Origin of the sequence: Hydrogenophaga sp. NFH-34 (genome assembly GCF_021401345.1) — a bacterium.
GTDB lineage: Bacteria > Pseudomonadota > Gammaproteobacteria > Burkholderiales > Burkholderiaceae_C > Hydrogenophaga > Hydrogenophaga electricum.
In genome coordinates this window covers 1-22,705 of sequence record NZ_JACBGE010000033.1, presented here as the reverse complement: position 1 = coordinate 22,705, position 22,705 = coordinate 1, and the positions used below count along the sequence as shown (strand labels likewise).

22 protein-coding genes and 2 pseudogenes are annotated in these 22,705 nt (G+C 69.3%); 13 read left to right on the top strand and 11 right to left on the bottom strand.

From position 1 onward, the window contains the following. Positions 1-73 precede the first annotated feature (73 nt). The 8 genes from nifV to L0977_RS23065 all read left to right on the top strand — a co-directional run bounded on the left by nifV (position 74) and on the right by L0977_RS23065 (position 6,467). Entirely contained in the window at positions 74-1,213 is a 1,140-nt protein-coding gene (gene nifV / locus L0977_RS23100; RefSeq protein ID WP_234267277.1) for a homocitrate synthase, read from the top strand. A 17-nt stretch (positions 1,214-1,230) separates the two neighbouring features. Further along, positions 1,231-2,025 carry a serine O-acetyltransferase gene (gene cysE, locus L0977_RS23095; RefSeq protein WP_234267276.1) on the top strand — a complete coding sequence of 265 codons (795 nt, stop codon included), beginning with the start codon at positions 1,231-1,233 and terminating at the stop codon, positions 2,023-2,025. A 4-nt stretch (positions 2,026-2,029) separates the two neighbouring features. Then, positions 2,030-2,371, top strand: a complete 342-nt coding sequence (gene nifW, locus L0977_RS23090) for a nitrogenase stabilizing/protective protein NifW (RefSeq protein ID WP_234267275.1) — start codon at positions 2,030-2,032, stop codon at positions 2,369-2,371. 12 nt (positions 2,372-2,383) lie between these two features. Continuing rightward, positions 2,384-3,235: an electron transfer flavoprotein subunit beta/FixA family protein gene (locus L0977_RS23085; RefSeq protein WP_234267274.1), complete on the top strand. Its 852-nt coding sequence runs from the start codon at positions 2,384-2,386 to the stop codon at positions 3,233-3,235. Positions 3,236-3,248: 13 nt separating this feature from the next. Continuing rightward, complete coding sequence (locus tag L0977_RS23080) at positions 3,249-4,373, top strand: electron transfer flavoprotein subunit alpha/FixB family protein (protein ID WP_234267272.1); 1,125 nt, start codon at positions 3,249-3,251, stop codon at positions 4,371-4,373. A 22-nt stretch (positions 4,374-4,395) separates the two neighbouring features. After that, positions 4,396-5,703, top strand: a complete 1,308-nt coding sequence (locus tag L0977_RS23075; RefSeq protein WP_234267271.1) for an FAD-dependent monooxygenase — start codon at positions 4,396-4,398, stop codon at positions 5,701-5,703. Next, on the top strand, positions 5,700-5,996 hold the full coding sequence (locus tag L0977_RS23070) for a ferredoxin family protein (protein ID WP_234267270.1): 297 nt from the start codon (positions 5,700-5,702) through the stop codon (positions 5,994-5,996). Before L0977_RS23075 ends, L0977_RS23070 begins: the two co-directional genes overlap by 4 nt. Before the next feature lie 147 nt (positions 5,997-6,143). Then, positions 6,144-6,467 carry a (2Fe-2S) ferredoxin domain-containing protein gene (locus L0977_RS23065; RefSeq protein WP_234267269.1) on the top strand — a complete coding sequence of 108 codons (324 nt, stop codon included), beginning with the start codon at positions 6,144-6,146 and terminating at the stop codon, positions 6,465-6,467. Between the two features lie 69 nt (positions 6,468-6,536). On the opposite strand, the gene L0977_RS23060 is transcribed toward L0977_RS23065, so the two are convergent. The 4 genes from L0977_RS23060 to L0977_RS23045 form a co-directional block, all read right to left on the bottom strand. Further along, positions 6,537-7,514 carry a Bug family tripartite tricarboxylate transporter substrate binding protein gene (locus tag L0977_RS23060; RefSeq protein WP_234267268.1) on the bottom strand — a complete coding sequence of 326 codons (978 nt, stop codon included), beginning with the start codon at positions 7,512-7,514 and terminating at the stop codon, positions 6,537-6,539. A 57-nt stretch (positions 7,515-7,571) separates the two neighbouring features. Continuing rightward, entirely contained in the window at positions 7,572-8,744 is a 1,173-nt protein-coding gene (gene tcuB, locus L0977_RS23055; protein WP_234267267.1) for a tricarballylate utilization 4Fe-4S protein TcuB, read from the bottom strand. Next, a complete protein-coding gene (gene tcuA, locus L0977_RS23050; RefSeq protein WP_234267307.1) occupies positions 8,731-10,185 on the bottom strand; it encodes an FAD-dependent tricarballylate dehydrogenase TcuA in 1,455 nt (484 codons plus the stop codon). The genes tcuB and tcuA overlap by 14 nt, the downstream gene beginning before the upstream one ends. Before the next feature lie 121 nt (positions 10,186-10,306). After that, positions 10,307-11,299 (bottom strand): LysR family transcriptional regulator, encoded by a 993-nt coding sequence (locus L0977_RS23045; RefSeq protein ID WP_234267266.1) that lies wholly within the window; start codon positions 11,297-11,299, stop codon positions 10,307-10,309. A 60-nt stretch (positions 11,300-11,359) separates the two neighbouring features. On the opposite strand from L0977_RS23045, the gene mnmA reads away from it, so the two are divergent. Both mnmA and L0977_RS23035 read left to right on the top strand, forming a co-directional pair. Beyond that, positions 11,360-12,526, top strand: coding sequence for a tRNA 2-thiouridine(34) synthase MnmA (gene mnmA / locus L0977_RS23040; RefSeq protein WP_234267265.1), 1,167 nt, complete (start codon positions 11,360-11,362; stop codon positions 12,524-12,526). Beyond that, the gene (locus L0977_RS23035) at positions 12,513-14,267 is read left to right on the top strand and encodes a SulP family inorganic anion transporter (RefSeq protein WP_234267264.1); all 1,755 of its coding nucleotides are present in this window, start codon (positions 12,513-12,515) and stop codon (positions 14,265-14,267) included. Before mnmA ends, L0977_RS23035 begins: the two co-directional genes overlap by 14 nt. Positions 14,268-14,286: 19 nt before the next feature. Here the strand turns inward: L0977_RS23035 and L0977_RS23030 are convergent, their stop codons facing one another. The 4 genes from L0977_RS23030 to L0977_RS23015 are packed head-to-tail and all read right to left on the bottom strand — an operon-like array spanning position 14,287 to position 17,186. Then, complete coding sequence (locus L0977_RS23030; RefSeq protein WP_442786664.1) at positions 14,287-15,003, bottom strand: class I SAM-dependent methyltransferase; 717 nt, start codon at positions 15,001-15,003, stop codon at positions 14,287-14,289. Then, a complete protein-coding gene (locus L0977_RS23025) occupies positions 14,996-15,445 on the bottom strand; it encodes a group II truncated hemoglobin (RefSeq protein ID WP_234267263.1) in 450 nt (149 codons plus the stop codon). Before L0977_RS23025 ends, L0977_RS23030 begins: the two co-directional genes overlap by 8 nt. Beyond that, complete coding sequence (locus tag L0977_RS23020) at positions 15,442-16,578, bottom strand: NAD(P)/FAD-dependent oxidoreductase (RefSeq protein ID WP_234267262.1); 1,137 nt, start codon at positions 16,576-16,578, stop codon at positions 15,442-15,444. Before L0977_RS23020 ends, L0977_RS23025 begins: the two co-directional genes overlap by 4 nt. Next, the gene (locus L0977_RS23015; RefSeq protein WP_234267261.1) at positions 16,575-17,186 is read right to left on the bottom strand and encodes a hypothetical protein; all 612 of its coding nucleotides are present in this window, start codon (positions 17,184-17,186) and stop codon (positions 16,575-16,577) included. The genes L0977_RS23020 and L0977_RS23015 overlap by 4 nt, the downstream gene beginning before the upstream one ends. Positions 17,187-17,414: 228 nt before the next feature. Here L0977_RS23015 and L0977_RS23010 point away from each other — a divergent pair, with 228 nt between their 5' ends. Beyond that, positions 17,415-18,752, top strand: coding sequence for a sigma-54 interaction domain-containing protein (locus L0977_RS23010; RefSeq protein WP_234267260.1), 1,338 nt, complete (start codon positions 17,415-17,417; stop codon positions 18,750-18,752). Between the two features lie 191 nt (positions 18,753-18,943). On the opposite strand, the gene L0977_RS23005 is transcribed toward L0977_RS23010, so the two are convergent. Then, positions 18,944-20,263, bottom strand: a complete 1,320-nt coding sequence (locus L0977_RS23005) for a DUF3422 family protein (protein WP_234267259.1) — start codon at positions 20,261-20,263, stop codon at positions 18,944-18,946. A 27-nt stretch (positions 20,264-20,290) separates the two neighbouring features. Then, positions 20,291-20,902 (bottom strand): class I SAM-dependent methyltransferase, encoded by a 612-nt coding sequence (locus L0977_RS23000; protein ID WP_234267258.1) that lies wholly within the window; start codon positions 20,900-20,902, stop codon positions 20,291-20,293. Positions 20,903-21,083: 181 nt separating this feature from the next. Between L0977_RS23000 and L0977_RS22995 the strand changes: the two genes are divergently transcribed. Both L0977_RS22995 and L0977_RS22990 read left to right on the top strand, forming a co-directional pair. Then, the gene (locus L0977_RS22995) at positions 21,084-21,431 is read left to right on the top strand and encodes a winged helix-turn-helix domain-containing protein (protein WP_234267257.1); all 348 of its coding nucleotides are present in this window, start codon (positions 21,084-21,086) and stop codon (positions 21,429-21,431) included. A gap of 82 nt (positions 21,432-21,513) precedes the next feature. Then, a pseudogene (locus L0977_RS22990) lies at positions 21,514-21,789 on the top strand (transposase); the annotation flags it as partial. A gap of 279 nt (positions 21,790-22,068) precedes the next feature. Here L0977_RS22990 and L0977_RS22985 read toward each other — a convergent pair. Continuing rightward, positions 22,069-22,488 (bottom strand): annotated as a pseudogene (locus L0977_RS22985) (electron transfer flavoprotein subunit beta/FixA family protein); the annotation flags it as partial. Positions 22,489-22,705 lie beyond the last annotated feature (217 nt).

The window sequence follows — 22,705 nt, the reverse complement described above, 5'->3', positions numbered from 1 at the left end:
CGAAAAGCGGCTTTGAACGCCCACCGGCACATGGCACGCGCTTTGCACTGAAGGGCTGGAAAGGACGCTGTGCATGAACCGCTCGCTCACCATCAACGACACCACGCTGCGCGACGGCGAGCAGACCGCGGGTGTGGCGTTCACGGTCGACGAAAAGTGCGCCATCGCCTACGCGCTGGCCGAGGCCGGCGTGCCGGAAATGGAAATCGGCATTCCCGCCATGGGCGATGAAGAGATCGGCTGCATCCAGGCCATTGCGGCGCTGCGCCTGCCGGTCGCGCTCATGGTCTGGGGCCGCCTGACCGAAGCGGACCTGGCCGCGGCCCTGCGCTGCGATGCCGACATCGTGCACCTGTCGATTCCGGTGTCGGACATCCACCTGCGCCACAAGCTGCGCCAGCCGCGCGACTGGGTGATCGACCAGGTCACGCGGGTCATCGAGCGCGCGGCCCTGAGCGGGCGCCGCGTGTCGCTGGGTCTGGAAGACGCCTCGCGCGCCGACCCCGCCTTTCTGGCCCTGGTGGCCGCGCGCGCCCAGGCCTGCGGCGCGCAGCGTCTGCGTTTTGCCGACACCCTGGGCGTGCTCGATCCCTTCACCACCTACGAAGCCCTGGCCCGCCTGCGCGAGCACACCGAGCTGGACATCGAGATCCACGCCCACAACGACCTCGGCCTCGCCACGGCCAACACGCTCGCGGCCCTGCGCGCTGGCGCCACGCACGCCAACACCACCGTCAACGGTCTGGGCGAGCGCGCCGGCAACGCCGCGCTGGAAGAGGTGGTGATGGGCGTGCGCCACCTGATGCACGGCGACACCGGCGTGAACACGCAGGCGCTGGTGGGCATCTCGCGCCTGGTCGAGCGCGCTTCGGGCCGCACCGTGGCCGCCAACAAGAGCATCGTGGGCGAAGCGGTGTTCACGCACGAATCGGGCATCCACATCGACGGCCTGCTCAAACACGCCACCACCTACGAAAGCTTCGACCCGGCCGAGCTGGGGCGCGAACGCCGCACCGTGCTGGGCAAACATTCGGGCTCGCACGCCGTGCGCCTGGCCTATGGGCGCCTGGGCATCGCGCTGGACGACGAAGCGCTCACCGGCAGCCTGCTCGCGCGCATCCGCGACCACGCCATGGCCACCAAGCGCGAACCGTCGCCGCAGGAGCTGCAGCGCTTCTTCCAGGAATCGCGCGCGCGCTGGGCGTCCGCATGAAGCCGGAGCACGACCCCATGAACACCACGCTGTCGCCATCAGCCCCCGATGTCGGCCCCGCCGCCGGGCACCCGCGCGCGTGGTGGCAGCAGGTGCGCGAAGACGTGCGCTGCGTGCTGGCCCGCGACCCGGCCGCACGCAACCGGCTGGAGGTGTGGACCATCTACCCGGGCGTGCAGGCGGTGGCCTGCCACCGCCTGGCGCACGCGCTGTGGCGCCGGGGCTGGCGCTATGCGCCGCGCTGGCTGTCGTTCTGCGCGCGCTGGCTCACGAACGTGGACATCCACCCCGGCGCCCGCATCGGTGAACGCTTCTTCATCGACCACGGCGCGGGCGTGGTGATCGGCGAGACGGCCGAGATCGGCGACGACGTGACGCTCTACCACGGCGTCACGCTCGGCGGCACCACCTGGAACCCCGGCAAGCGCCACCCCACGCTGGGCAGCGGTGTGGTGGTGGGCGCGGGCGCCAAGATCCTCGGCCCCATCAGCGTGGGCGACCGGGCGCGCGTGGCCGCCAATTCGGTGGTGATCGAAGCGGTGCCGGCCGGCGCCACGGTGGTCGGCATTCCGGGCCGGGTGGTGGCCTCGCGCCGCCGCATCCGCCACGGCTTCGATCTCGACCACCACCTCATCCCCGACCCAGTGGGCAAGGCCATCGCCTGCCTGCTGGACCGCGTGGCCCAGCTCGAAACCGAACAGGCCCGCGCCGCCGGCCACACCCCATCCGCCAGCGCCTGCGGCCCGTGCGACGACGCCTGCGCCGAACCCGCCTTTGACCGTCTCCGCCCACCCATCCCCCACGAGGAGTAGCCCCATGGAGCAGTTTCTCGACCAGCTCAAGGCCTTGTCTTCCGCCGAAGACTTCCTGAACTTTTTCGGCGTGCCGTTCGACCAGACCGTGGTCAACGTCAGCCGCCTGCACATCCTCAAACGCTTCTTCCAGTACCTGCGCCAGCAGGCGCCGAACCTGTCGGCCGACGACGAGCTGCAGGTCTTCACCACCTACCGCAACCTGCTGGCCCAGGCCTACGGCGACTTCGTGCGCTCCACGCCGGCCCAGGAAAAGGTGTTCAAGGTGTTCCAGGACGTGGGCGGCCGCCAGCACGTTTCGATCGACAACCTCAAGGCGTCCCTGCCGCAACGCGCCGTGGCCTGAAAGGAGTTCTCCATGCACATCGTCGTCTGCATCAAGCAGGTCCCGGACTCGGCGCAGATCCGCGTCCACCCGGTGACCAACACCATCATGCGCCAGGGCGTGCCGGCCATCGTCAACCCCTATGACCTGTTCGCGCTGGAAGAGGCCCTGCGCCTGAAGGACCAGTTCGGCGGCCGCGTGACCATGCTCTGCATGGGCCCGCCGCAGGCCGAGGACGCCTTGCGCAAGTGCATCAGCTTCGGTGCCACCGACGCCATCCTGGTGACCGACCGCGCCTTCGCCGGCGCCGACACCCTGGCCACCAGCTATGCGCTGACCTCGGCCATCCGCAAGATCCACGCGGAGCAGGCGGTGGACCTGGTCTTCACCGGCAAGCAGACCATCGACGGTGACACCGCCCAGGTTGGCCCCGGCATCGCCAAGCGCCTGGGCTGGAACCTGCTGACCTACGTGAGCAAGATCAACGAGGTGGACCTGGACGGCCAGACCCTGACGGTGGAACGCCGCGCCGAAGGCGGCGTGCAGCGCCTGCAGACCACGCTGCCCAGCCTGATCACCATGCTCGAAGGCACGAACGAGATGCGCTTTGCCACCATGGACGACATGCTGCGCGCCGGTCGCTGCCAGGTGCGCAAGTGGAACAAGGACGACGCCGGCATCGAGGACATCACCAAGATCGGCCTCAAAGGCAGCCCGACCATCGTCAGCAAGGTGTTCGCGCCCAAGGCGCGCAGCGTGCGCGCCGAGATGCAGGAAGTCGGCGACGGCACCAACGTCAACGACGTCTGCCTGAACCTGCTGCAGAAGATTTTCACCACCCACCCGACGCTCGAACACGAGACCGTCGAGCGCCTGTCCGCCTGAGGAGCCCACCACCATGAGTGACGCCGCCAAACCCGCCATGGCTGCCGCTGCCGCCGCAGGCGCCGCCAAGACCGCCGGCCGCAGTGGCCGCAGCACCGAACTGCCCGAACACCTGAAGGTCTACAAGGGCGTGTGGGTGTTCATCGAACACGACCGCGGCCAGGTGCACAGCGTGAGCTGGGAGCTGATGGGCGAAGCCCGCAAGCTGGCCGACAAGCTGGGCGTGGAGGTCAGCGGCGTGCTGCTGGGCGGCCCGGCCGACAAGCTGGAGGACTACGCCAAGGAAGCCTACGTCTACGGCGCCGACCACTGCTACCTCATGCGCGACCCGGTGCTGCAGGGCTACCGCAACGAGCCCTTCACCAAGGGCCTGACCGACCTGGTCAACAAGCACCAGCCCGAGATCCTGCTGCTGGGCGCCACCACCATGGGCCGCGACCTGGCCGGCTCGGTGGCCACCACCCTGGGCACCGGCCTGACGGCCGACTGCACCGAGCTGAACATCGACGGCCGCGCGCTGGCCGCCACCCGCCCGACCTTCGGCGGCAGCCTGCTGTGCACCATCATGACCCTGGCCTACCGGCCGCAGATGGCCACCATGCGCCCGCGCACCGCCGCCATGCCGGCGCGCGACGAAAGCCGCAGCGGCGACATCATCACGATGGAGCTGGGCATGGTGGAGACCGACATCGTCACCAAGCTGCTGGGCTTCATTCCCGACGCCACCAGCAACAACATCAACCTGGCCTACGCCGACATCATCGTCACCGCCGGCAAGGGCCTGAAGAACGCCGACAACTGCAAGCTGGTGTGGGACCTGGCCCGCGTGCTGGGTGCCGAGGTGGGTGCCACCCGCGCCGTGACGCAGGCCGGCTGGCTCGAAGCCGAACGCCAGGTCGGCCAGACCGGCAAGACCGTGCGGCCCAAGCTCTACATCGCCGCCGGCGTGAGCGGCGCCATCCAGCACCGGGTGGGCATGGAAGCGTCGGACGTGATCGTGGCCATCAACACCGACCCGAACGCGCCCATCTTCGACTTCGCCCACCACGGCATCGTCGGCAACGCGATGCAGGTGCTGCCGGTGCTGACCGCGGCCTTCCGTTCCCACCTCGACAAGCGCATTAGAAAAGTCGCGTAACCCGACCTCAAGGAGATCTGTGATGTCTAACGAAAAGTTCGATGCGATCGTGGTCGGGGCGGGGCCGTCGGGCAACGCCGCGGCCTACACCATGGCCAAGGCCGGCCTGAAGGTCCTGCAGATCGAGCGCGGCGAATACCCTGGCAGCAAGAACGTGCAGGGCGCCATCCTCTACAGCAACGCGCTGGAACAGATCATCCCGGACTTCCGCGAGGACGCGCCACTGGAGCGCCACATCATCGAGCAGCGCATGTGGATGATGGACGACGAGAGCTTCGTCGGCACCCACTACCGCAGCGACGACTACAACAAGCCGCCCTACAACCGCTACACCATCATCCGGGCGCAGTTCGACAAGTGGTTCTCTTCCAAAGTGCGCGAGGCCGGCGCCCTGCTGATCTGCGAGACCACCGTGGAAGAGCTGCTGCTGGACGGTGAACAGGTCATCGGCGTGCGCTGCGACCGCCTGGGCGGTGAGGTGTATGCCGACGTGGTGGTGCTGGCCGACGGCGTCAACAGCACGCTGGCGCGCAAGGCCGGCTTCCACGGCGAGCTGGACGCAGGCAACGTGGCCCTGGCGGTCAAGGAAATCCTGTTCCTGCCCGAAGAGGTGATCCAGCAGCGCTTCAACATCAAGGAAGACGAGGGCGTGGTCATCGAGCTGATGGGCAAGGTGACCGAGGGCATGGTGGGCACCGGCTTCCTCTACACCAACAAGGAGTCGCTGACCATCGGCGTGGGCTGCATGCTCAGCGACTTCAAGGCCAACCCGCTGCGCACCAAGCCCTACGAGCTGCTGGAAAAGCTCAAGAAGCACCCCAGCATCGCGCCCCTGATCGAAGGCGGCGAGATGAAGGAGTACTGCGCCCACCTGATCCCCGAAGGCGGCTTCAACGCCGTGCCGCGCATCCACGGCGCGGGCTGGCTGATCGTGGGCGACTCGGGCGGCTTCGTCAACGCGGTGCACCGCGAAGGCAGCAACCTGGCCATGACCAGCGGCCGGCTGGCCGGTGAAACCGTCATCGCCATGAAGGCCGCGGGCCAGGAGCCCAGCCTGAAGACGCTCAAGGCCTACAAGGACAAGATGGACGAGTCCTTCGTCATGAAGGACCTGAAGAAGTACCGCAAGCTGCCCGAGGTGCTGCACAGCAGCCCGCAGTTCTTCACCGCCTACCCCGAACTGGTCAACCGCGCCGCCAAGACCTTCTTCACCGTCGACGGCGTGGACAAGCATTCCAAGGAAAAGGAAATCCTGGGCAGTTTCCGCAGCAAGCGCAGCCTGACCGGCCTGGTCGGCGACGCATTCAAAATCTGGAGGGCTTCGCGATGAGCACCGTTGTCAACGTGGAAGAAAAACTCTTCCAGAACCGCTACAAGGTCGACCACGGTCGGCCCCACATCCAGATCAAGCAGCCCGAGATCTGCGCCAACGAATGCCAGTCGCAGGCCTGCACCTACATCTGCCCGGCCGCCTGCTACAAGGCCGAGGGCAACGGCACGGTGACCCTGATCACCGACGGCTGCCTGGAGTGCGGCAGCTGCCGGGTGATCTGCACCGAGCACACCAACGTGGCCTGGGAATATCCGCGCGGCGGCCACGGCATCCTGTTTAAATTTGGTTGACCACCCCGTCGCTTGCTCACTGCGTGTCGCCGCATCCCCCTCAAGGGGCAACGCCAGCGGCCCGGCCAAGCCGGCTCCGCGGCATTTCGCGATGGCTGCGCCCTCTCCGGCTGCCTGTTGGCGCCTCCATGAATCCGAGGAAAACCCATGTCCCGCCCCACCCGCCACGTCTTCGTCTGCACGCAGAACCGCCCGCCTCAGCACCCACGCGGATCGTGCGCTGCCAAGGGCAACACCGCGGTGCTGCAGGCCTTCTGGGCCGAGCAGCAGAAGCGCCAGGCCTACGACGGTCTGGCCATCACTTATTCGGGCTGCATCGGCCCCTGCGACCAGGGCGCCAACGTGCTGGTCTACCCGGAATCGGTGCTCTACCGCAACGTGACGCTGGAAGACGTGACCGAGATCTTCGACACGCACCTGGTCGGCGGACAAACGGTCGAGCGCCTGCGGGCGCCCGCAGGGGTCTGGTGAATCGGTTGACCGGGTTCGGGGCCGACGCGCTGTTCAGCGGCGCAGCGGCCCCGGCGGCGTGGGCGCCACTCAGTTGGCGCTGAGCTTGCGCTCCTTGATGATCGCGGCCCACTGCGCGGACTCCTTCTTCATGAAGGCGGCAAATTCGGCGCGGGTGGTCGGCTGCGGTGTCAGGCCGTGCTTGACCAGGGCGTCCTTGACCTCGGGGTCGTTGAGCGCTTTCACGATTTCCTGGTTCCAGCGCTCCAGCAGGGGTTCGGGCGTCTTGCCCGGTGCCACGAAGGCATACCAGTTCAGGGCCTCGAAGCCGGGGTAGCCCGCTTCGGCCACCGTCGGGATATTGGGCATGTAGGCCGGCCGCGTGAGGCCGGTGGTGGCCAGCGGGATCAGCTTGCCGGCTTCGATCTGCGGCAGCGCCGTGGGCGGCGCGGCGAAGTACGACGCGATGCGCCCGCCCAGCAGATCCTGCATGGCCGGTGCACCGCCCTTGTAGGGCACGTGAACCATGTCGATGCCGGCACGCTGGTTGAACAGCTCGCCCGCCAGGTGCGAGGCCGAACCCGCGCCGGTGGAGGCGAAGTCGACGCTGCCCGGCTTTTTCTTCGACAACTGCACGAATTCGGCCAGGGTCTTGGCGCCGGTGCCCGGGTGCACCACCAGCACGTTGGGGAAGTAGACCCCGCCCGAGATCGGCGCCAGATCCTTGAACGGGTCGTAGCCGACCTTCATCAGGTGCGGCGCGATGGTCAACGGGCCGACCGAGCCGAACAGCAGCACGCTGCCGTCGGGTGTGGCCTTGGCCACAAGCTGGTGCGCGATGTTGCCACCCGCGCCGCCCTTGTTGTCCACCACCACGGACTGGCCGATGTTCTCGCCCAGCTTTTTGGCGATCATGCGTGCGGCGGCGTCGGCGGCGCCACCGGCCGCGAAGCCGACCACCAGGGTCACCGGCTTCTTGGGCGGAAAGTCCTGGGCCTGGGCCGGGGCGCCCAGCAACAGGGCGGCGCCGGCCAGCACGGCCGTGGATATCAAGGTGCGTTTTTTCATCGTGGTCTCCTCGCAGGGGTGGATGGGTGGGTGGAACGGAAAGGGAAGCGGGACGCGTCAGTCGGCGCCCAGCCCGATGGGCGAGGGCTGGCGCTTTTCCACCGCGTGGCGCAGCAGCGCCGCGGTGCGGAAAATGCCGTGGGCGAACTTGCCGTAGGGCAGCGTGGCGAACAGCGCCATCACCGCGCCCAGGTGCAGGCACAGCACCAGCGCCATGGCCGGCGTGCCACGGGCCAGCCACAGCGCCAGGCCGCTGGTGGCGGTGAGGAACAGCAGCGCGATGAAGCCACGGTCCATGGGCTTTTGGGCAGCGTCGCCCTGCAGCGGGTGGCGGCGCAGGTTCAGGCGCCACAGGCCTGCGGTGCCCAGCGCCAGGCTCACGCCCCCCACGGCGCCCAGCAGCTTGGGCAGGCTGGGCAGGTCGTAGGGCGCGGGTTGCCCCAGCAGGTAGTGGTACAGCGTGGCCACGCTGGTGGCGGCGAAGCACAGCAGAAAGCCGTAGAACGTCAGGTGGTGGCAGCGGCGGCGCGCCAGCGTGTAGGCGTCGTCGTCGTTGTGGCAACCCTCGCCGTGCCCGCCATCGAGGTACTTCAGGCGCAGCACGTCGTGCGTGGCTTCGGCTGCGGCCGGCGGGCTCACGGGCGCGCCGCTGGTGGCGGGCGTCACGTCGCGCCAGAAGCGGCGCACGCCCAGCGCCAGGGCCAGCACGGCGAACAGAAACACCGGCGCAAACAGGCCCACCAGCAGGTTGTGCGGAAAGATGGCGTAGAAGTCGGCGCCGGGCACCTGCCACAGCCCGCCCTTCAGGGCCACCGCCAGCACCAGGAACAGCGCCAGCCCGCCCGCCAGCGCGAGCGAGAGCGTGAGCCCGTTGCGCTGGTAGAGCTTGCCCAGCGCGGGCGGCCAGGCGTAGTCGTGGTAGGTCTGGCCGCGCACGCGGGCCATGGCCTGCGGGATGTTGACCGCGAATTCGTGCGGCGGCGCGTACTGGCAGGCGTGCAGGCAGGCGCCGCAGTTGTGGCACAGGTTGGCCAGGAAATGCACGTCGGCTTTGGGGAATTCGAGCCGGCGCGTCATCGCGGGAAACACGGCGCAAAAGCCTTCGCAGTAACGGCAGGCATTGCAGATCTGCAACTGGCGCGCCACCTCGGCTTCGGCGTCGGAAACGGGCACGGCGTCGCCCATGGCCAGGGCGTGGGCGTCGCGCACCAGGGCGTCAAGCGGCGGCATGCAGGGCTCCTTGTTCGGTGGCGATCAGCGTCGCCAGGGGCTGGGCCGGCTGCTGCCGGGCCGCGCGGGCGGCGTTGGCGCCGGCGATGCGGCCAAAGGCCGTGCCGATGCTCATGCCGACGCCGGCGGTGTAGCCCTTGCCCAGCACGTTGCCGGCCATCATTTCGCCGGCCACGAACAGGTTGGGGCTGGCCGCGCCGCCGAAGCGCACGGCGGCGGTATCGCCGGTCTTGAGGCCCAGGTAGGTGAAGGTGACGCCGGGCTTGAGCGCGTAGCCGTAGAACGGCGCGGTGTCGATGGGGCGCGCCCAGTGCGTCTTGGCGGGTGCCAGGCCTTCGGTGTGGCAATCGTCGAGCGCGGTGTGGTCGAAGGTGCCCACCCGGCAGGCGGCGTTGTAGCTGTCCAGCGTGCGCATGAAGCTGTCCACGGGCAGGCCGAGTTTGTGCGCCAGTTCGGGCAGGGTGTCGGCCTTGACGCCCGGGAACACGGGCGGCATGAAGCGGCCGATGGCCTTGGCGTCGATGATCGAATAGCCGATCTGCCCGGGCTGCTGCGCCACCAGGCGCCCCCAGATCGCGTAGCGCTTGGGCCAGAAATCTTCGCCTTCGTCGTAGAAGCGCTCACCGTCGCGGTTGACCACCACGCCCAGCGACACGCAGTCGATGCGCGTGCAGATGCCGCCGTCGTAGAGCGGCGCACGCGCGTCGATGGCCACCATGTGCGCCTGCGTCGGGTCGCCGATCCGCTCGGCGCCGTGGTCTTCCAGCAGGTGGCGCAGCAACACGCCCTGGTTGAAGGCGGTGCCGCGGATGAGGAAGTTGTCCGACGGCCATTCGCCGCGTTCGTTCTGGCCCCAGGCCTCGCGCAGCCAGTCGCGGTTCGATTCAAAGCCGCCGGCCGCGAGCACGCAGGTTTTCGCGGCGATGCGTTCACCGCCTTTGAGGTGCGCAGCGACAAAGCGGCCGTCTGCGATCTCCAGCCGCTCGACCGGCGTTTCGTAACGCACCTGCACGCCCAGCGCCTCGGCGCTGCGGAAGTAGGCGTTGACCAGCGCCTTACCACCGCCCATGAAAAAGGCGTTGGTGCGCGCCACGTGCAGCGCACCCGACAGCGGTGGCTGGAAATGCACGCCATGGCGGCGCATCCAGGGCCGGCACGACGACGAATGGCGGATCACCAGCCGCGCCAGCGCCTCGTCGGTCAAGCCGCCGGTGACCTTGAGCAGGTCTTGCCAGAACTCTTCTTCGGGGTAGGCCTCGACCAGCACGTCCTGCGGCGCGTCATGCATGCAGCGCAGGTTGCGGGTGTGGGCGGAATTGCCGCCGCGCCAGGCGCGCGGCGCGGCCTCCAGCAGCAGCACGGTGGCACCGGCTTCGCGCGCCATCAGGGCCGCGCACAGCGCCGCGTTGCCGCCACCGATGACCAGGACATCGGGGTCCATCGACATGCGTCTCCTCGCTTTTCGCTCTTCACTCGTGGGGCGCCGGGCGCGCAGGCCCGGCGGATGAGCGAATGTAGGAAGACGGCCCCGCGCCGTGCAGCGGGGTCAGGTCATGGGGGTATCACGATTTCCGATGCCCCGCCCGGCGCGGGCCGGTGACCCCGGCGCCGTCCAGCGGCGTGACGCCCGACCAGCGCCCGCTGGTCACCAGGGTGCGCACGCAATCGGCCAGCACCACACGCGCCGCCAGCGCGGCTGGCGAAAGTTCGTCGTCCGACAGGCTGCACAGCAGGTTCACCCGGCGCGCGGGCACGTCGGTCAGGCGCGCCCACTGAAAGCGCTGCCCGGCGTCGGGGTAGCGGCCGAGCGCGGCCCAGGGCTGCACCGAAGACGCCAGGCCGGCGTCCACCGCGGCCATCACCATGGCCAGGGAATCGACCTCCAGCACCACACGGGGCGCCAGACCCATACCGGCAAACGCCGCGTCCAGCGTGCTTCGCAGGCCGTGCGGGCCGGTGGGCAGAATCAACGGTTCGTCGGCCAGATCGGCCATGGTCATTTCGGCCGGCAGCCGGGGGGTGGCCGCGCTGCGCATCAGAAACAGGTCTTCCTCCAGCAGCGGCTGGATTTCCCAGCGCCGGCTGCCACCGGCCTGCCGCGCCTGCTGCAGCCGCGAGTCGAACAGCACGGCCATGTCCAGCTCGCGGGCATTGAGCAGGGCGCTGATGTGGCCCGACATGGCCTCGACCATGTGCAGGCGCACGTCGGGGTAGCGCTCGCGCATGGCCTGGATGAGCGGCAGCCCCAGCACGGCCGACGTGGTGGGCGCCAGCCCCACGGTGACACTGCCCGACAGGCGCGCGGCCTGGGCGGCCCGCACCGCCTGCTCGGCATGGCGCAGCGTCAGTTTGGCCTCGCGGAAGAAGGCCGCGCCGGCCGCCGTCGGGGAAACGCCCTGCGGCGTGCGGTGCAGCAGGCGCGTGGCCAGCTCCCCTTCCAGCCGCGTGATCTGCTGGCTCAGGGCCGACTGGACCATGTCCAGATCGTGCGCCGCCCGGCTCATGGCGCCGAGTTCGACGATGCGCACGAAGTAACGCAGTTGCCGCAGTTCCATGGTGTCGCTGGTGTCCCTTCGCCTGATCGTGCCATCGGATGGGCGGGATAATCGCACACCATGACGAGCAAGCAACGTGTGGTGGTGGGCCTGAGCGGCGGGGTGGACTCCGCCGTGAGCGCGTACCTGCTGAAACAGCAGGGCCACGAGGTCATCGGCATCTTCATGAAGAACTGGGAAGATGACGACGACAGCGAATACTGCTCCAGCCGGCAGGACTGGCTGGACGCGGCCAGCGTGGCCGACGTGATCGGGATCGACATCGAACACGTCAACTTCGCGGCCGAATACAAGGACCGGGTTTTCGCCGAGTTCCTGCGCGAATACCAGGCCGGGCGCACGCCCAACCCCGACATCCTGTGCAACGCCGAGATCAAGTTCAAGGCCTTCCTGGACCACGCCATGCGCCTGGGCGCCGAGAAGATCGCCACCGGGCATTACGCCCGTGTCCGCTGCGTCGCAGCAGACACGGGCGAGCCCGTCGGGCAGCACATGACAGATGACGCCCGCGTGCGCTACGAGCTGCTCAAGGGCCTGGACCCACTGAAAGACCAGAGCTACTTTCTGCACCGCCTGAACCAGGCGCAACTGGCCAAAACGATGTTCCCGGTGGGCGAGCTGCCCAAGACCGAGGTGCGCCGCATCGCCGCCGAGATCGGCCTGCCGAACGCGAAGAAGAAGGACAGCACCGGCATCTGCTTCATCGGCGAACGCCCGTTCCGCGATTTCCTCAACCGCTACATCAGCCAGGAACCGGGGCCGATCAAGGACCCGAGCGGCCGCACCATCGGCGAGCACGTGGGCCTGTCCTTCTACACCCTGGGCCAACGCCAGGGCCTGGGCATCGGCGGTGTCAAGGCCCAGGGCGCCCAGAAAGGCGGCGCCGAGCACGAACCCTGGTTCGTGGCGCGCAAGGACCTCGCCAAGAACACCCTGTGGGTGGTGCAGGGCCACGACCACCCCTGGCTGCTGGCGCCCAGCCTGCGCGCCGAGGATGTGAGCTGGGCCGCGGGCACAGCCCCCACCGCCACCCGGATTGCGGCCAAGACCCGCTACCGCCAGAGCGACGCCCCCTGCGCGCTCGCGCTCGACGACACCGGTTTCACGCTGCGTTTTGCCGAACCGCAATGGGCGGTGACGCCGGGCCAGAGCGCGGTGCTGTACGACGGCGAGGTCTGCCTGGGCGGCGGCGTGATTCACACCGAAGCTGCCAATGCCCCCGACTGACGCCCCGGCCACCGCCCGGCTTGCGGCCCGCTGGGCCGACTGGTTCCCGGTGCTGCGCTGGGGCCGGGATTGCACGCAGGCGACCTTCACGGCCGACCTGACCTCGGCCGCCGTCGTCACCCTGCTGCTGATCCCGCAGGCACTGGCCTACGCCCTGCTGGCGGGTATGCCGGCGGTCACGGGCCTGTACGCCAGCATGCTGCCGCTGGTGGTGTACGCCCTCATGGGCACCAGCCCCGTCGTGGCCGCCGGCCCGGCGGCGCTGCGTTCCGTCATGTCGCTGGCCGCCGTGGGGGCGGTGGCCGCCACCGGCAGCCCGGCCTTCATCGCCGCCAGTGCGCTGCTGGCGGTCATGGTCGGCGCGATGCTGCTGGTCATGGGTGCGCTGCGCATGGGCTTCGTGGCGGGTTTCCTCAGCCACCCGGTGCTCTCGGGTTTCGTCACGGCGGCGGGCCTGCTGATCGCCATGAGCCAGTTGCCCCACGTGCTGGGCATGCCGCTGGCCAGCCAGAACCTGGGCGCCTTCCTGCGCAGCCTGTGGCAGCACCACACCCAGGTGCACAGCCTGACGCTGGCCGTGGGCCTGGGCGCCGTCGCCACGCTGTGGGCCGCCAGGCGCTGGCTCCAACCCGGCCTGCGGCGCCTGGGCACACCGGCCGGCGCGGCCGACCTCGTGAGCAAGGCGGCGCCACTGCTGATCATGATCGGCGCCATCGCCATCACCGCGAACACCGGCTGGGAAGCGCGCGGGCTGGCGGTGGTCGGCGAGATCCCGCAAGGCCTGCCCGCCCTGACCCTGATGGCCTTCACCGACACCACGCCCGAGATGCTGCGCCTGCTGCTGCTGCCGGCCCTGCTGATCGCGGTGCTGACCTTCGTCGAGCAGATTTCCATGGCCCAGGGCATGGCCGCCAAGCGGCGCGAGCGCGTGGACACCGACGCCGAGATGCGCGCCATGGGCGGCGCCAACCTGGCTTCGGGCCTGAGCGGCGCCTTTGCCGTGGGCGCCAGCTTTTCGCGCACCGTGGTGGTGGCCGAAAGCGGCGCCCGCACCCCGGTGGCCGCGCTGCTGACCGCCGTGCTGCTGGGGCTGGCCGCGCTGTTCCTCACGCCCTGGCTGCGCCACCTGCCGCTGGCGGTGCTGGCCGCCACCATCCTGCTGGCGCTGGGCAGCCTGATGGACTTCGCCAGCTTCGGGCGCACCTGGCGCTTTTCGCGCGCCGACTTCGCTGCGCAGGCGCTCACCTTCGGCACCACCTTGCTGGTCGATCTGGTCAGCGGCCTGACGGCGGGCGTGGTGGCTTCGCTGGCGCTGCACATCTGGCACAGCAGCCGCCCGCACATCGCCGAGGTGGGCAACGTGCCGGGCACCGAGCATTACCGCAACGTGCGTCGCCACGCCGTGACCACGCACCCGCGCATCCTGAGCCTGCGGGTCGACGGCAGCCTGTTCTTCGCCAACGCGCGCTTCCTGGAAGACCGCATCGCGGCCGAGGTGGCCAGCCACCCGGACCTGCGCCACCTGATCCTGCTGTGCAATGCGGTCAACGACATCGACGCCAGCGCGCTGGAAAGCCTGCGCACCATCCAGCAGCGCCTGAGCGATGCGGGCGTGCTGCTGCACCTGAGCGAGGTCAAGGGCCCGGTGATGGACCGGCTCGAACGCAGCGACTTCCTGGCGCACCTGAGCGGCGGCGTGTTCCTCACCCACCACCAGGCGGTGGCGGCGCTGAGCGCCTGAAACCCGCCGTCCCGGGGCATCAGCCCCGGCGGCGCAGCAGCCGCACGTGCATCGGCCGCACGAACGATGCGCCCTGCGGGCCACCATGCGGTGCGAACGCAGCCCGCACCCGATCGGCCAGCGCTTCGGTGATGCCGTGATCGGCAAAACTGGGGTACAGCATGCGCCGCGCGAAGTCGTCCCAGTCGGCGTAATGCACGGGCTGGGCAAAGCGGCGCTCGGTCTGGGCCACCCAGTGTGTGCCCGAAGCCAGCGCCCGGTCCAGTGCGGCCTGCGCCGCCCGGCGCACCATCCCTTCGTCGTTGTAGAGACGGACGAGGGTGTTCAGCGCCCCGCCATAGATCGGCTCCGACACGTACAGCCAGCCGCCGGGCCGCAGCACGCGGGCCACTTCGGCCAGGGCCTGGTCCATTTCGGGCACGGGCACGTGGTGCAGCGACTTGAGCATCAGCGCGCCGTCGAAGGCAGCGTCCGGCGCCGGCACGGCCTGCGCGCCGGCCGCCAGAAACACCAGCCGCTCCTGCGGCTGGGCGATGTTCTGCGCGTGCTGCGTGCGGTCGACCTCCAGCGCCATCACCTCGCTGCCGGCATGGCGCTGCACCAGTTTCCGGGCCAGGCGCGCCGCGCCGCAACCCAGTTCGATCAGACGCTGACCGTCCAGCGGCACCAGGCTGGCAAGCACGTCGAGCTCGTCGCGCACCAGGGGCAGGTGATCCGGCGCCACCATCTCAGGCATCACACGCGCCCCCGGCGTGGGCAGCCTGGCCGTGGCCGCAGCCCCCGCGATCACCGGTATTGACCATGTGTTCGGCCATCTGCGTCAGCGCCTGCAGCAGGCCCGCGCGCAACGGGGCATCGGCCACCTCCTCGGCCAGCGCGGTGCGCATGCACAGCATCCAGGCGGCCTGTTCGGCCGGGCCGATGGCATAGGGCAGGTGCCGCATGCGCAAGCGGGGGTGGCCGTGCTTTTCGATGTAGAGGTTCGGCCCGCCGAACCAGCCCGAGAGGTACTCGAACAGGCTCTGGTTGGCGCCCGCCAGGCTGTCCGGATGGAGGCGGCGCGCGGCATAGGCCTCGGGCAGCGCATCCATCAGGTCGTAGAAGCGGTCCACCAGTCGGTGCAGGGCGTCGGCGCCGCCGAGCGCCTCGTAAGGGGTGAGCGCGAGAGAAGGTGTCATCGGTAGCGTCTCAGGTACTGTTGTTCGAACCAGCGCTTGGCCCAGTGGAACAGGCGCGATGAAGGCAGGAGCAGCTGCCGCCGGGGGGTGCGGTACACCAGCGTGCCGTGATCGATGGCGTCGATGATGCAGACCAGCTCGACCGGGAACGTCGCGGCCTGCGGCAGGCCCTGCAAGCCGTTCAGCAGGTTCTGCGCCGCCGCCTCGGCCTGCAGGTCGGCCATGTGCGCCTGCTTGGGCATCCAGTCGGGCCCGGGAAAACTGCCCGAATCACCGACCACGTACACCTGTTCACTGCCGACCACGCGGCACTGCGCATCGGCCTGCAGCAGGCCGCCGGGTGAACGGGTCAATGCGGTCTGGTCGAACCAGGCGTTGCCCGTCATGCCGGGCATGAACAGGATCAGGTCGGCCGGGAATTCGCCGCCTTCGGTGACCACCTTGTCGGCCTCGAAGCGCTGCAGCTTGTGGCCCAGGTGGGCGCGGATGCCGCGGCGAGCCATCTCGGCCAGCAGGTGCTGCACCGCCTTCGGGCCCAGCCGGTTGCCCGGCTCTTTCGAGGGGTTGAAGAACACCAGCTCGAAACGCTCACGCCGGCCTTCGCGCCGCAACTGCTGGTCGATCCCGAACAGGAACTCGAACATCGGCCCGCCACGCACCGCACTGGGTTCGTTCGGGTTGCCCGCAAAACCGACCGCGATGGTGCCGCCTTCGAGGGCGCGCAGCCGGTCGCGAATCTGCTCGGCCGCAGCAATGCCTTCGCAGGGCGTGATGGCGTGTTCGATGCCGGGCAGCTTCTTGAGGAAACGCCCGCCGCTGGCGATGACCAGCGCGTCGTTGGCCACGTCGCCCGCCGTGGTGTGCACCACGCGGCCGTCCGCCCCCAGGCCGGTCACGTCGGCCACCACATGGGTCACCCGCATGCGGGCGAAGAAAGGGGCCAGCGGCACGGTGAGCTGCTCGCGCGTGCGCAGGCCGGAGGGGATCCAGATGATGCCGGGCAGGTAATGCAGTTCGGCTCGCGGCGCGATCAGCGTGATCTGCGCCTCGCGCTCGCGCGCCCGCAAGGCCCGCACCGTCGACAACGCCCCGAAGCCCGCACCGATGACGGTGATCTGCGTCGGCGTGGTCATGCGGTCTCCAGCGAAGGGGTGGCCACGCGGGCCAGGAAGTCGTCGCGCGTGCAGCCCCCGAGCAGCGGGTGCCAGCGGCGCTGCGCCATGACCGTGCTGACCGTCTGCCCGCGCGCGTCGTACCCGGCGTAGAGCAGGGTTTCGTCGGGCAACGTGAACACGCGCCGGGTGGCGCTGTCCCACAGGGCGCCCACGTCGGCCGGCACCGGCTGGTACGGGCAGGCCCCCACCACCAGCAGGCCGCCGCAGAACACCCGGTCACGCCACTGAAAGCTCAGGCAATGGGCGGTGTGGCCCGGCGTGGCCAGCACCCGCACGCATTCGTGACCGAACACCAGGCGCTCGTCGTCGCGCGCCACGTGCGCGCCGTCGCGGGGTTCGCCCTGAACCAGCGGTGCGCCCAGCCGGGACAGCGCGGCCCATTCGCCCGGCCGCTGGTCGTCGTGCTGGTGCGTGCGCAGCACCCAGCGCAGCCGCAGGCGCGCGTCGTCGAGCAAGGCGGTCAGCACGGGCAGATCGCCGCCGCGCGGATCGATCAGCACCGCTTCGGCGGATTCCATGTCCGCCAGCAGGTAGCTGGTTTCGCCGCTGCGAGGGTCATGAAGCATGCGCAACACGGGGGTCTCCTGGAAAAAAACGCGGCCCCGGCCCGGGAACCTGCCAGCCTCTCCGTTTCCAAGAACCATGCCACCGGCACAGACCCGCCAAAAGTCCCACGGGCACAAGCACTTGCCCGCGTTGATCGGGGCCGGGCCGCCGTGAAACCCCGCCCCGATCTGCCAGATTTGGCAGAAAATGGCAGACATCGCCCCCCCACCTGGCGCGCCGGAGTCCCCGTGAAACCCCTGCCCGAACTCACCGCCTTCCTCGAAGGCCTGGCCGAGCCCCACATCCTGTTCGACGCGCAGTACCGCATCCTGGCGGCCAACGCCGCCTACCGGCGCCAGTTCAGCCCCGACCGCAGCGTGGTCGGGCGCACCTGCTACGAGGTGTCGCACCACTTCGCCGTGCCCTGCGACCAGGCCGGCGAATCCTGCCCGCTGGCGCGCTCGCGCCAGTCGGGCCAGCGCGAGCGCGTGCTGCACCTGCACCACACGCCCCAGGGCGAGACCTACGTGAACATCGAGCTCTCGCCCCTGCCCGGGGCCGACGGCGAACCGGCTTTCTACGTCGAGCGCATGGAACCGCTGCGCGTGGCCCAGAGCCAGCCCGGCGCGCAAGGCCTGATCGGCCGCTCGCCGGCCTTCCAGCGCATGCTCGGGCTGGTGGCGCGGGTCGCGCCCTCGCGCGCCACGGTGCTGCTGCTCGGGGAATCCGGCACCGGCAAGGAACTGGTGGCGCGCGCCATCCACGAAGCCAGCCCGCGCGCGGGCAAGCCGCTGGTGGCGGTGGACTGCTCCAGCCTGCCGGAGAACCTGTTCGAGTCCGAACTCTTCGGCCACGAGCGCGGCGCCTTCACCGGCGCCAGCACCAGCCGCGCCGGCCTGGTGGAAGCGGCCAGCGGCGGCACGCTGTTTCTCGACGAAGTGGGCGACATCCCGCTGGCGATGCAGGTCAAACTGCTGCGCCTGCTGGAGACCGGCACCTACCGCCGCGTGGGCAGCACCGAGCTGCGCCACGCCGACATCCGCGTGATCTCCGCCACCCACCGCGACCTGCACCGCCTGCTGGCCGAAGGCGCGTTCCGCGAAGACCTGTATTACCGGCTTTCGACCTTTCCCATCGCGCTGCCGCCGCTGCGCGAGCGCGAAGGCGACCTGGCGCTGCTGGCCCCCGCGCTGCTGGAGCGCGTGGCCGCCCCCCGCCGCCTGCGGCTGTCACCCGAAGCCCTGGCCGTGCTGGCCGAGCAGCCCTTCCCGGGCAACGTGCGCGAGCTGCGCAACCTGCTGGAGCGCGCCGCCCTGCTGGCCGACGGCGAACAGATCCGCGCCACCGACGTGCAGGCCGCCATCGCCACCGGCCGGCGCAGCACCGCACCGGTCGCCCTCATCCCCGCCCCCGTGGCAGCGGCCGAGCCCGCCGCCCCCCAGAGCCTGCGTGGACTCGAACGCGAAGCCCTGCGCACCCTGGTGGCGCAACACACCGGCAGCCGCGCCGAACTTGCCGCGCGGCTGGGCATCAGCGAACGCTCGCTGTACCGCAAGCTCAAGGCGCTGGACCCGACCGCGGACTGACCCCGCGGGACGGACAGCGGGATGCCCGCCTGCGCGGGCATGACGGGGTTTGGCACCCACGTCAGCGGTAGAGCGTGGGGGCAGCCGGGCCAGCCGCCGGGCCGCCATGACCTTGCTGGATGCCCGCCTGCGCGGGCATGACGGAGTTTGGGGCAGCGACCCGCGCAGCGGCGGAGCGTGGGGGCATACGCTCAATGCCCCGCGTGCAGCTTCTCGTGAATCTTCTTGGTCGTGCGCCACACCGCCCACAGCACCAGCGGGATCATCGCGCCGGCCAGCAGTTCGGGCTTGACGGGCAGGCCCGCTTCCTTGCCGGCCTTGCCCACATACAGGATCAGGCTGACCACGTAGTAGGAGATCGCCGCGATCGACAGGCCTTCCACCGTGCTCTGCAGGCGCAGTTGCAGCTCCTGCCCCTTGGTGAGCTTGGCCAGCAGTTGCTGGTTCTGTTCTTCGGTGGCGATGTCCACCCGCGTGCGCAACAGCGCGCTGGTGCGCGTCACGCGCTCCGACAGCGACGCCAGGCGCTGGCCCGTCGCGGCCACGGTGGCCATGGCCGGTGACAGGCGGCGTTGCATGAATTCGCCCAGGGTCTGCGTGCCGGGGATGGGTTGCTCGCGCAGTTCGGCGATGCGCTGGCCCACCAGGGTGTCGTAGGCACGGGTCGCCGAAAAACGGTACGAGTGTTCGGCCGTGGCGCGTTCGACACCGGCCGCCAGCGCCACCAGGGTGTCCAGCAGTTGCTGGTCGGACGTGCCCTTGCTTTCGAGCTGGGCGGTGATGCTGGCCAGCCGCTGCTCCGCATCCGCCAGCAGCGGCCCCAGCTGTTTGGCCACCGGCAGCCCCCGCAGCGCCATCACGCGGTAGGTCTCCAGTTCCAGCAGGCGCGACGAGATGCGGCCGGCCCGGGTTTCCGACGTGCCCGGTGGCGCGATGACCAGCATGCGCTCGAACCCACAGGGGCGCAGCCAGAAGTCGGTGACCACCAGCGAATGCCGCTGGTTGCCCATGAGCGAGGCCACCACCGTGTGCTCGCCCAGCCAGGTGCGGGCCAGCGCCAGCGCATCGGCCGGTGGGTCGATGGGGCCTTCGACCATCACCAGTTGCACCGCGGCGAAGGTGCGCCCCGGAATGCCGGCCAGCCAGTCCGGCGGTGTCACCAGGGGGGTGACCAGATCGGGCGTCGGCCCGCCCAGCCCCGCGCCCTCGGGCAAGGGCTGCACGATCGAGTAGCGCGTGAATTCGGTGTGCCGCTCCCACTTGAGCGTGTAGCCCGGCAGGCGCAGCCGCAGGAAGCTGCCCTCCAGCGCCGACACGGCGAGCGCCGCCTGGCCCGGCAGACGGCGCAGGTGCTCACACTCCTGTTCGCGCGTGACCCCGGCATTGGCCACGGCCACATAGGTCACGAGCACGGGCAGGCGGATGCGCGCCGGTGGGCGGGCATGCACCTCGTTGTGCAGCTGTTCGCGCAGGGGATCGTCGGCGGGAAGGAATGTGGCGGCGGCGGACATGCCGCGATTGTGCAATGGCGTGTGCGTTCACGCGCCGCGCGCACGCCCCACCCAGCGCGTAACGTGCGCCAGCCCTTGATGCCCCGGCCCTTCGTCGAGCGACACCTCACCGTCCCAGGCCCACACCTCGTCCACCAGACCGTGAAAGTCGCTGCGCAGCAGCGCGGGCGTGTACAGCATGGCCCCGTCCTGCGGGCCCCCGCTGCGGTGCCCCAGTTGCTGCGGATGAAAGGCCTCCAGCACCAGCCGACCGCCCGGGCGCAGGGCCGCAGCCAGCCGGCGGTGCGCCCCGGCCCGGATGGCCGGCGGCAGGTGCACGAAGGTGAGCACCAGGGCGTCGAACGCGGCCGGCGGCGGCGCCCAGTCGGCCAGGTCCGCCAGCACCGTCTGCAAGGCCACAGCGCGGATTTCGGCCAGCGCCCGGGCCTTTGCCAGCCCCACGGCCGAACCGTCCATCGCCGTCACCCGGTGCCCCTGGACAGCCAGCCACACGCCGTTGCGCCCTTCGCCGTCGCCCGGCACCAGCACGTCGAGCGACGGGGGCCAGTCGCGCGCATCGGTCGCGAGAAAGGCGTTCGGTTGGGTGCCGTACTTGTAGACGTCACCGGCAAAATTGCGGTCCCAAGGGTTGATGTTCATCGGACCATTGTGGCGGGTACCGCCGGTCCCTGCCACATCGGCAACAAATACCCCCACCAGTAAAGATCCATGCCCCTCACGCCCACCGCGGGCACCGTCATCACCGCTTGCCGATAATGCCGGGACACCGTCTGCCCAGGCAGCCTCTGCATCCGCTCCTCCAGCCCCACCGTCCTGCCCCATGAAAGCCCGTGTCGAGTTTCGTGTCCGCGTCTACCGCGACGACGGCGTCGCCATCGGGCCGGGCAAGGTCCGGTTGCTGGAATGCATCGCCGAGTCGGGCAGCATCGCCGCGGCAGCGCGCCAGTTGGGCATGTCCTATGCCCGGGCCTGGCAGTTGGTGAGCGAGATGAACGCCGCGTTGAAAGCGCCGGCGGTCTATACGGCCAAAGGCGGCGCCCGCGGCGGCGGCACCGGCCTGACCCCCTCCGGCCTCGACGTCGTCCGCCACTACCGCGCCCTGGAAGCGTCTGCGCGCACAGCGTGTGCGCCCGACATCGCCGCCCTGACAGACCTGCTGGCCGGCTGAAGCCCGGCCCAAAAAAAAGAATCATCCATGTGTGAACCGCCCCGGATTTTGAGGAGGCTCCAATCTTTGAGAGGATGGAGCCATGAGGAAGTCAGTGAAGTTTTCGCCCGAGGTGCGCGAGCGCGCGGTGCGCATGGTGTTCGAGCATCGAGGCGAGTACGAATCGCAATGGGCGGCGGTGGTGTCAATCGCCGGCAAGATCGGCAGCACGCCGCAGACGCTGTTGAACTGGGTACGTCAGCATGAACGCGACACAGGCCTGCGCGAAGGCCCCAGCACAGCCGAGGCACAACGCGTCAAGGAACTGGAACGCGAGGTGCGCGAACTGCGCAAGGCCAACGAGATCTTGAAGCTGTCGTGAGTCGCTGAGTCCTGAACACGAAGTGGCGAAAAATCAAGCAGTTAGCGCCGTGCTCAGAGAGGAGTTCTGAACTCGATTCTCACTGAGTTCTGAACTTTCCCGAAAACGTGTCACTGAGGTTTGAATTTTTCGGAATGCGTGCAAGCTCCGTGAGACTTGGGCGTAGCTTCTGGAAGCGCGTGTGAACTCTCAACCTCAGTTCCCAAGAACGACAGTTCTCATGCGCGGTCTGCCCCAGTCTTGCGCGTCTGGAACTCATTGACTGATATGCAGGGCGGCCTGCGGCAGATCGGCCAGGGCCGCGAGCATCTGGCCGGTCTGGTTGGCGTCGTCGTCAATGGCCTGCTTGCCCAGGATCACCAGGCCGGGCTCTTCCTTGTCCACCAGCGCCTTGAGCAGCTTGGCCACGGCCAGGGGCTGCAGCTCGACGTCGGTCTCGACCAGGATGGCACGGTCGGCGCCGATGGCCATGGCCGTGCGCAGGGTTTCCTGGCACTGGGCCACGCCGCAGGAGACGGCGATCACCTCGGTCGCAGCGCCCTTCTCCTTCAGGCGCACGGCCTCTTCGACGGCAATCTCGTCGAACGGGTTCATGCTCATCTTGACGTTGGCAATGTCCACGCCCGTGCCGTCGCTCTTGACGCGCACCTTGACGTTGTAGTCGACCACACGTTTGACGGGGACGATGACTTTCATTTCATTATTCTTGTTAAATCTGCTGGTGGATACTGGATGTCAAACCCCATCGCACAGCCAGGTCTTGGCGTATCAGCCTACGCCGACTCGACCAGTTCGTAAGCGTCGCCTCAGCACCCTCTTGACGAGGAGGACGGGAGGTATTCAGACGTCCACGACGTGGCGCAGCAGGGCGAAGCCGACGCGCCAATGGGTGCCGTCGCCGGGGTCGATGGTG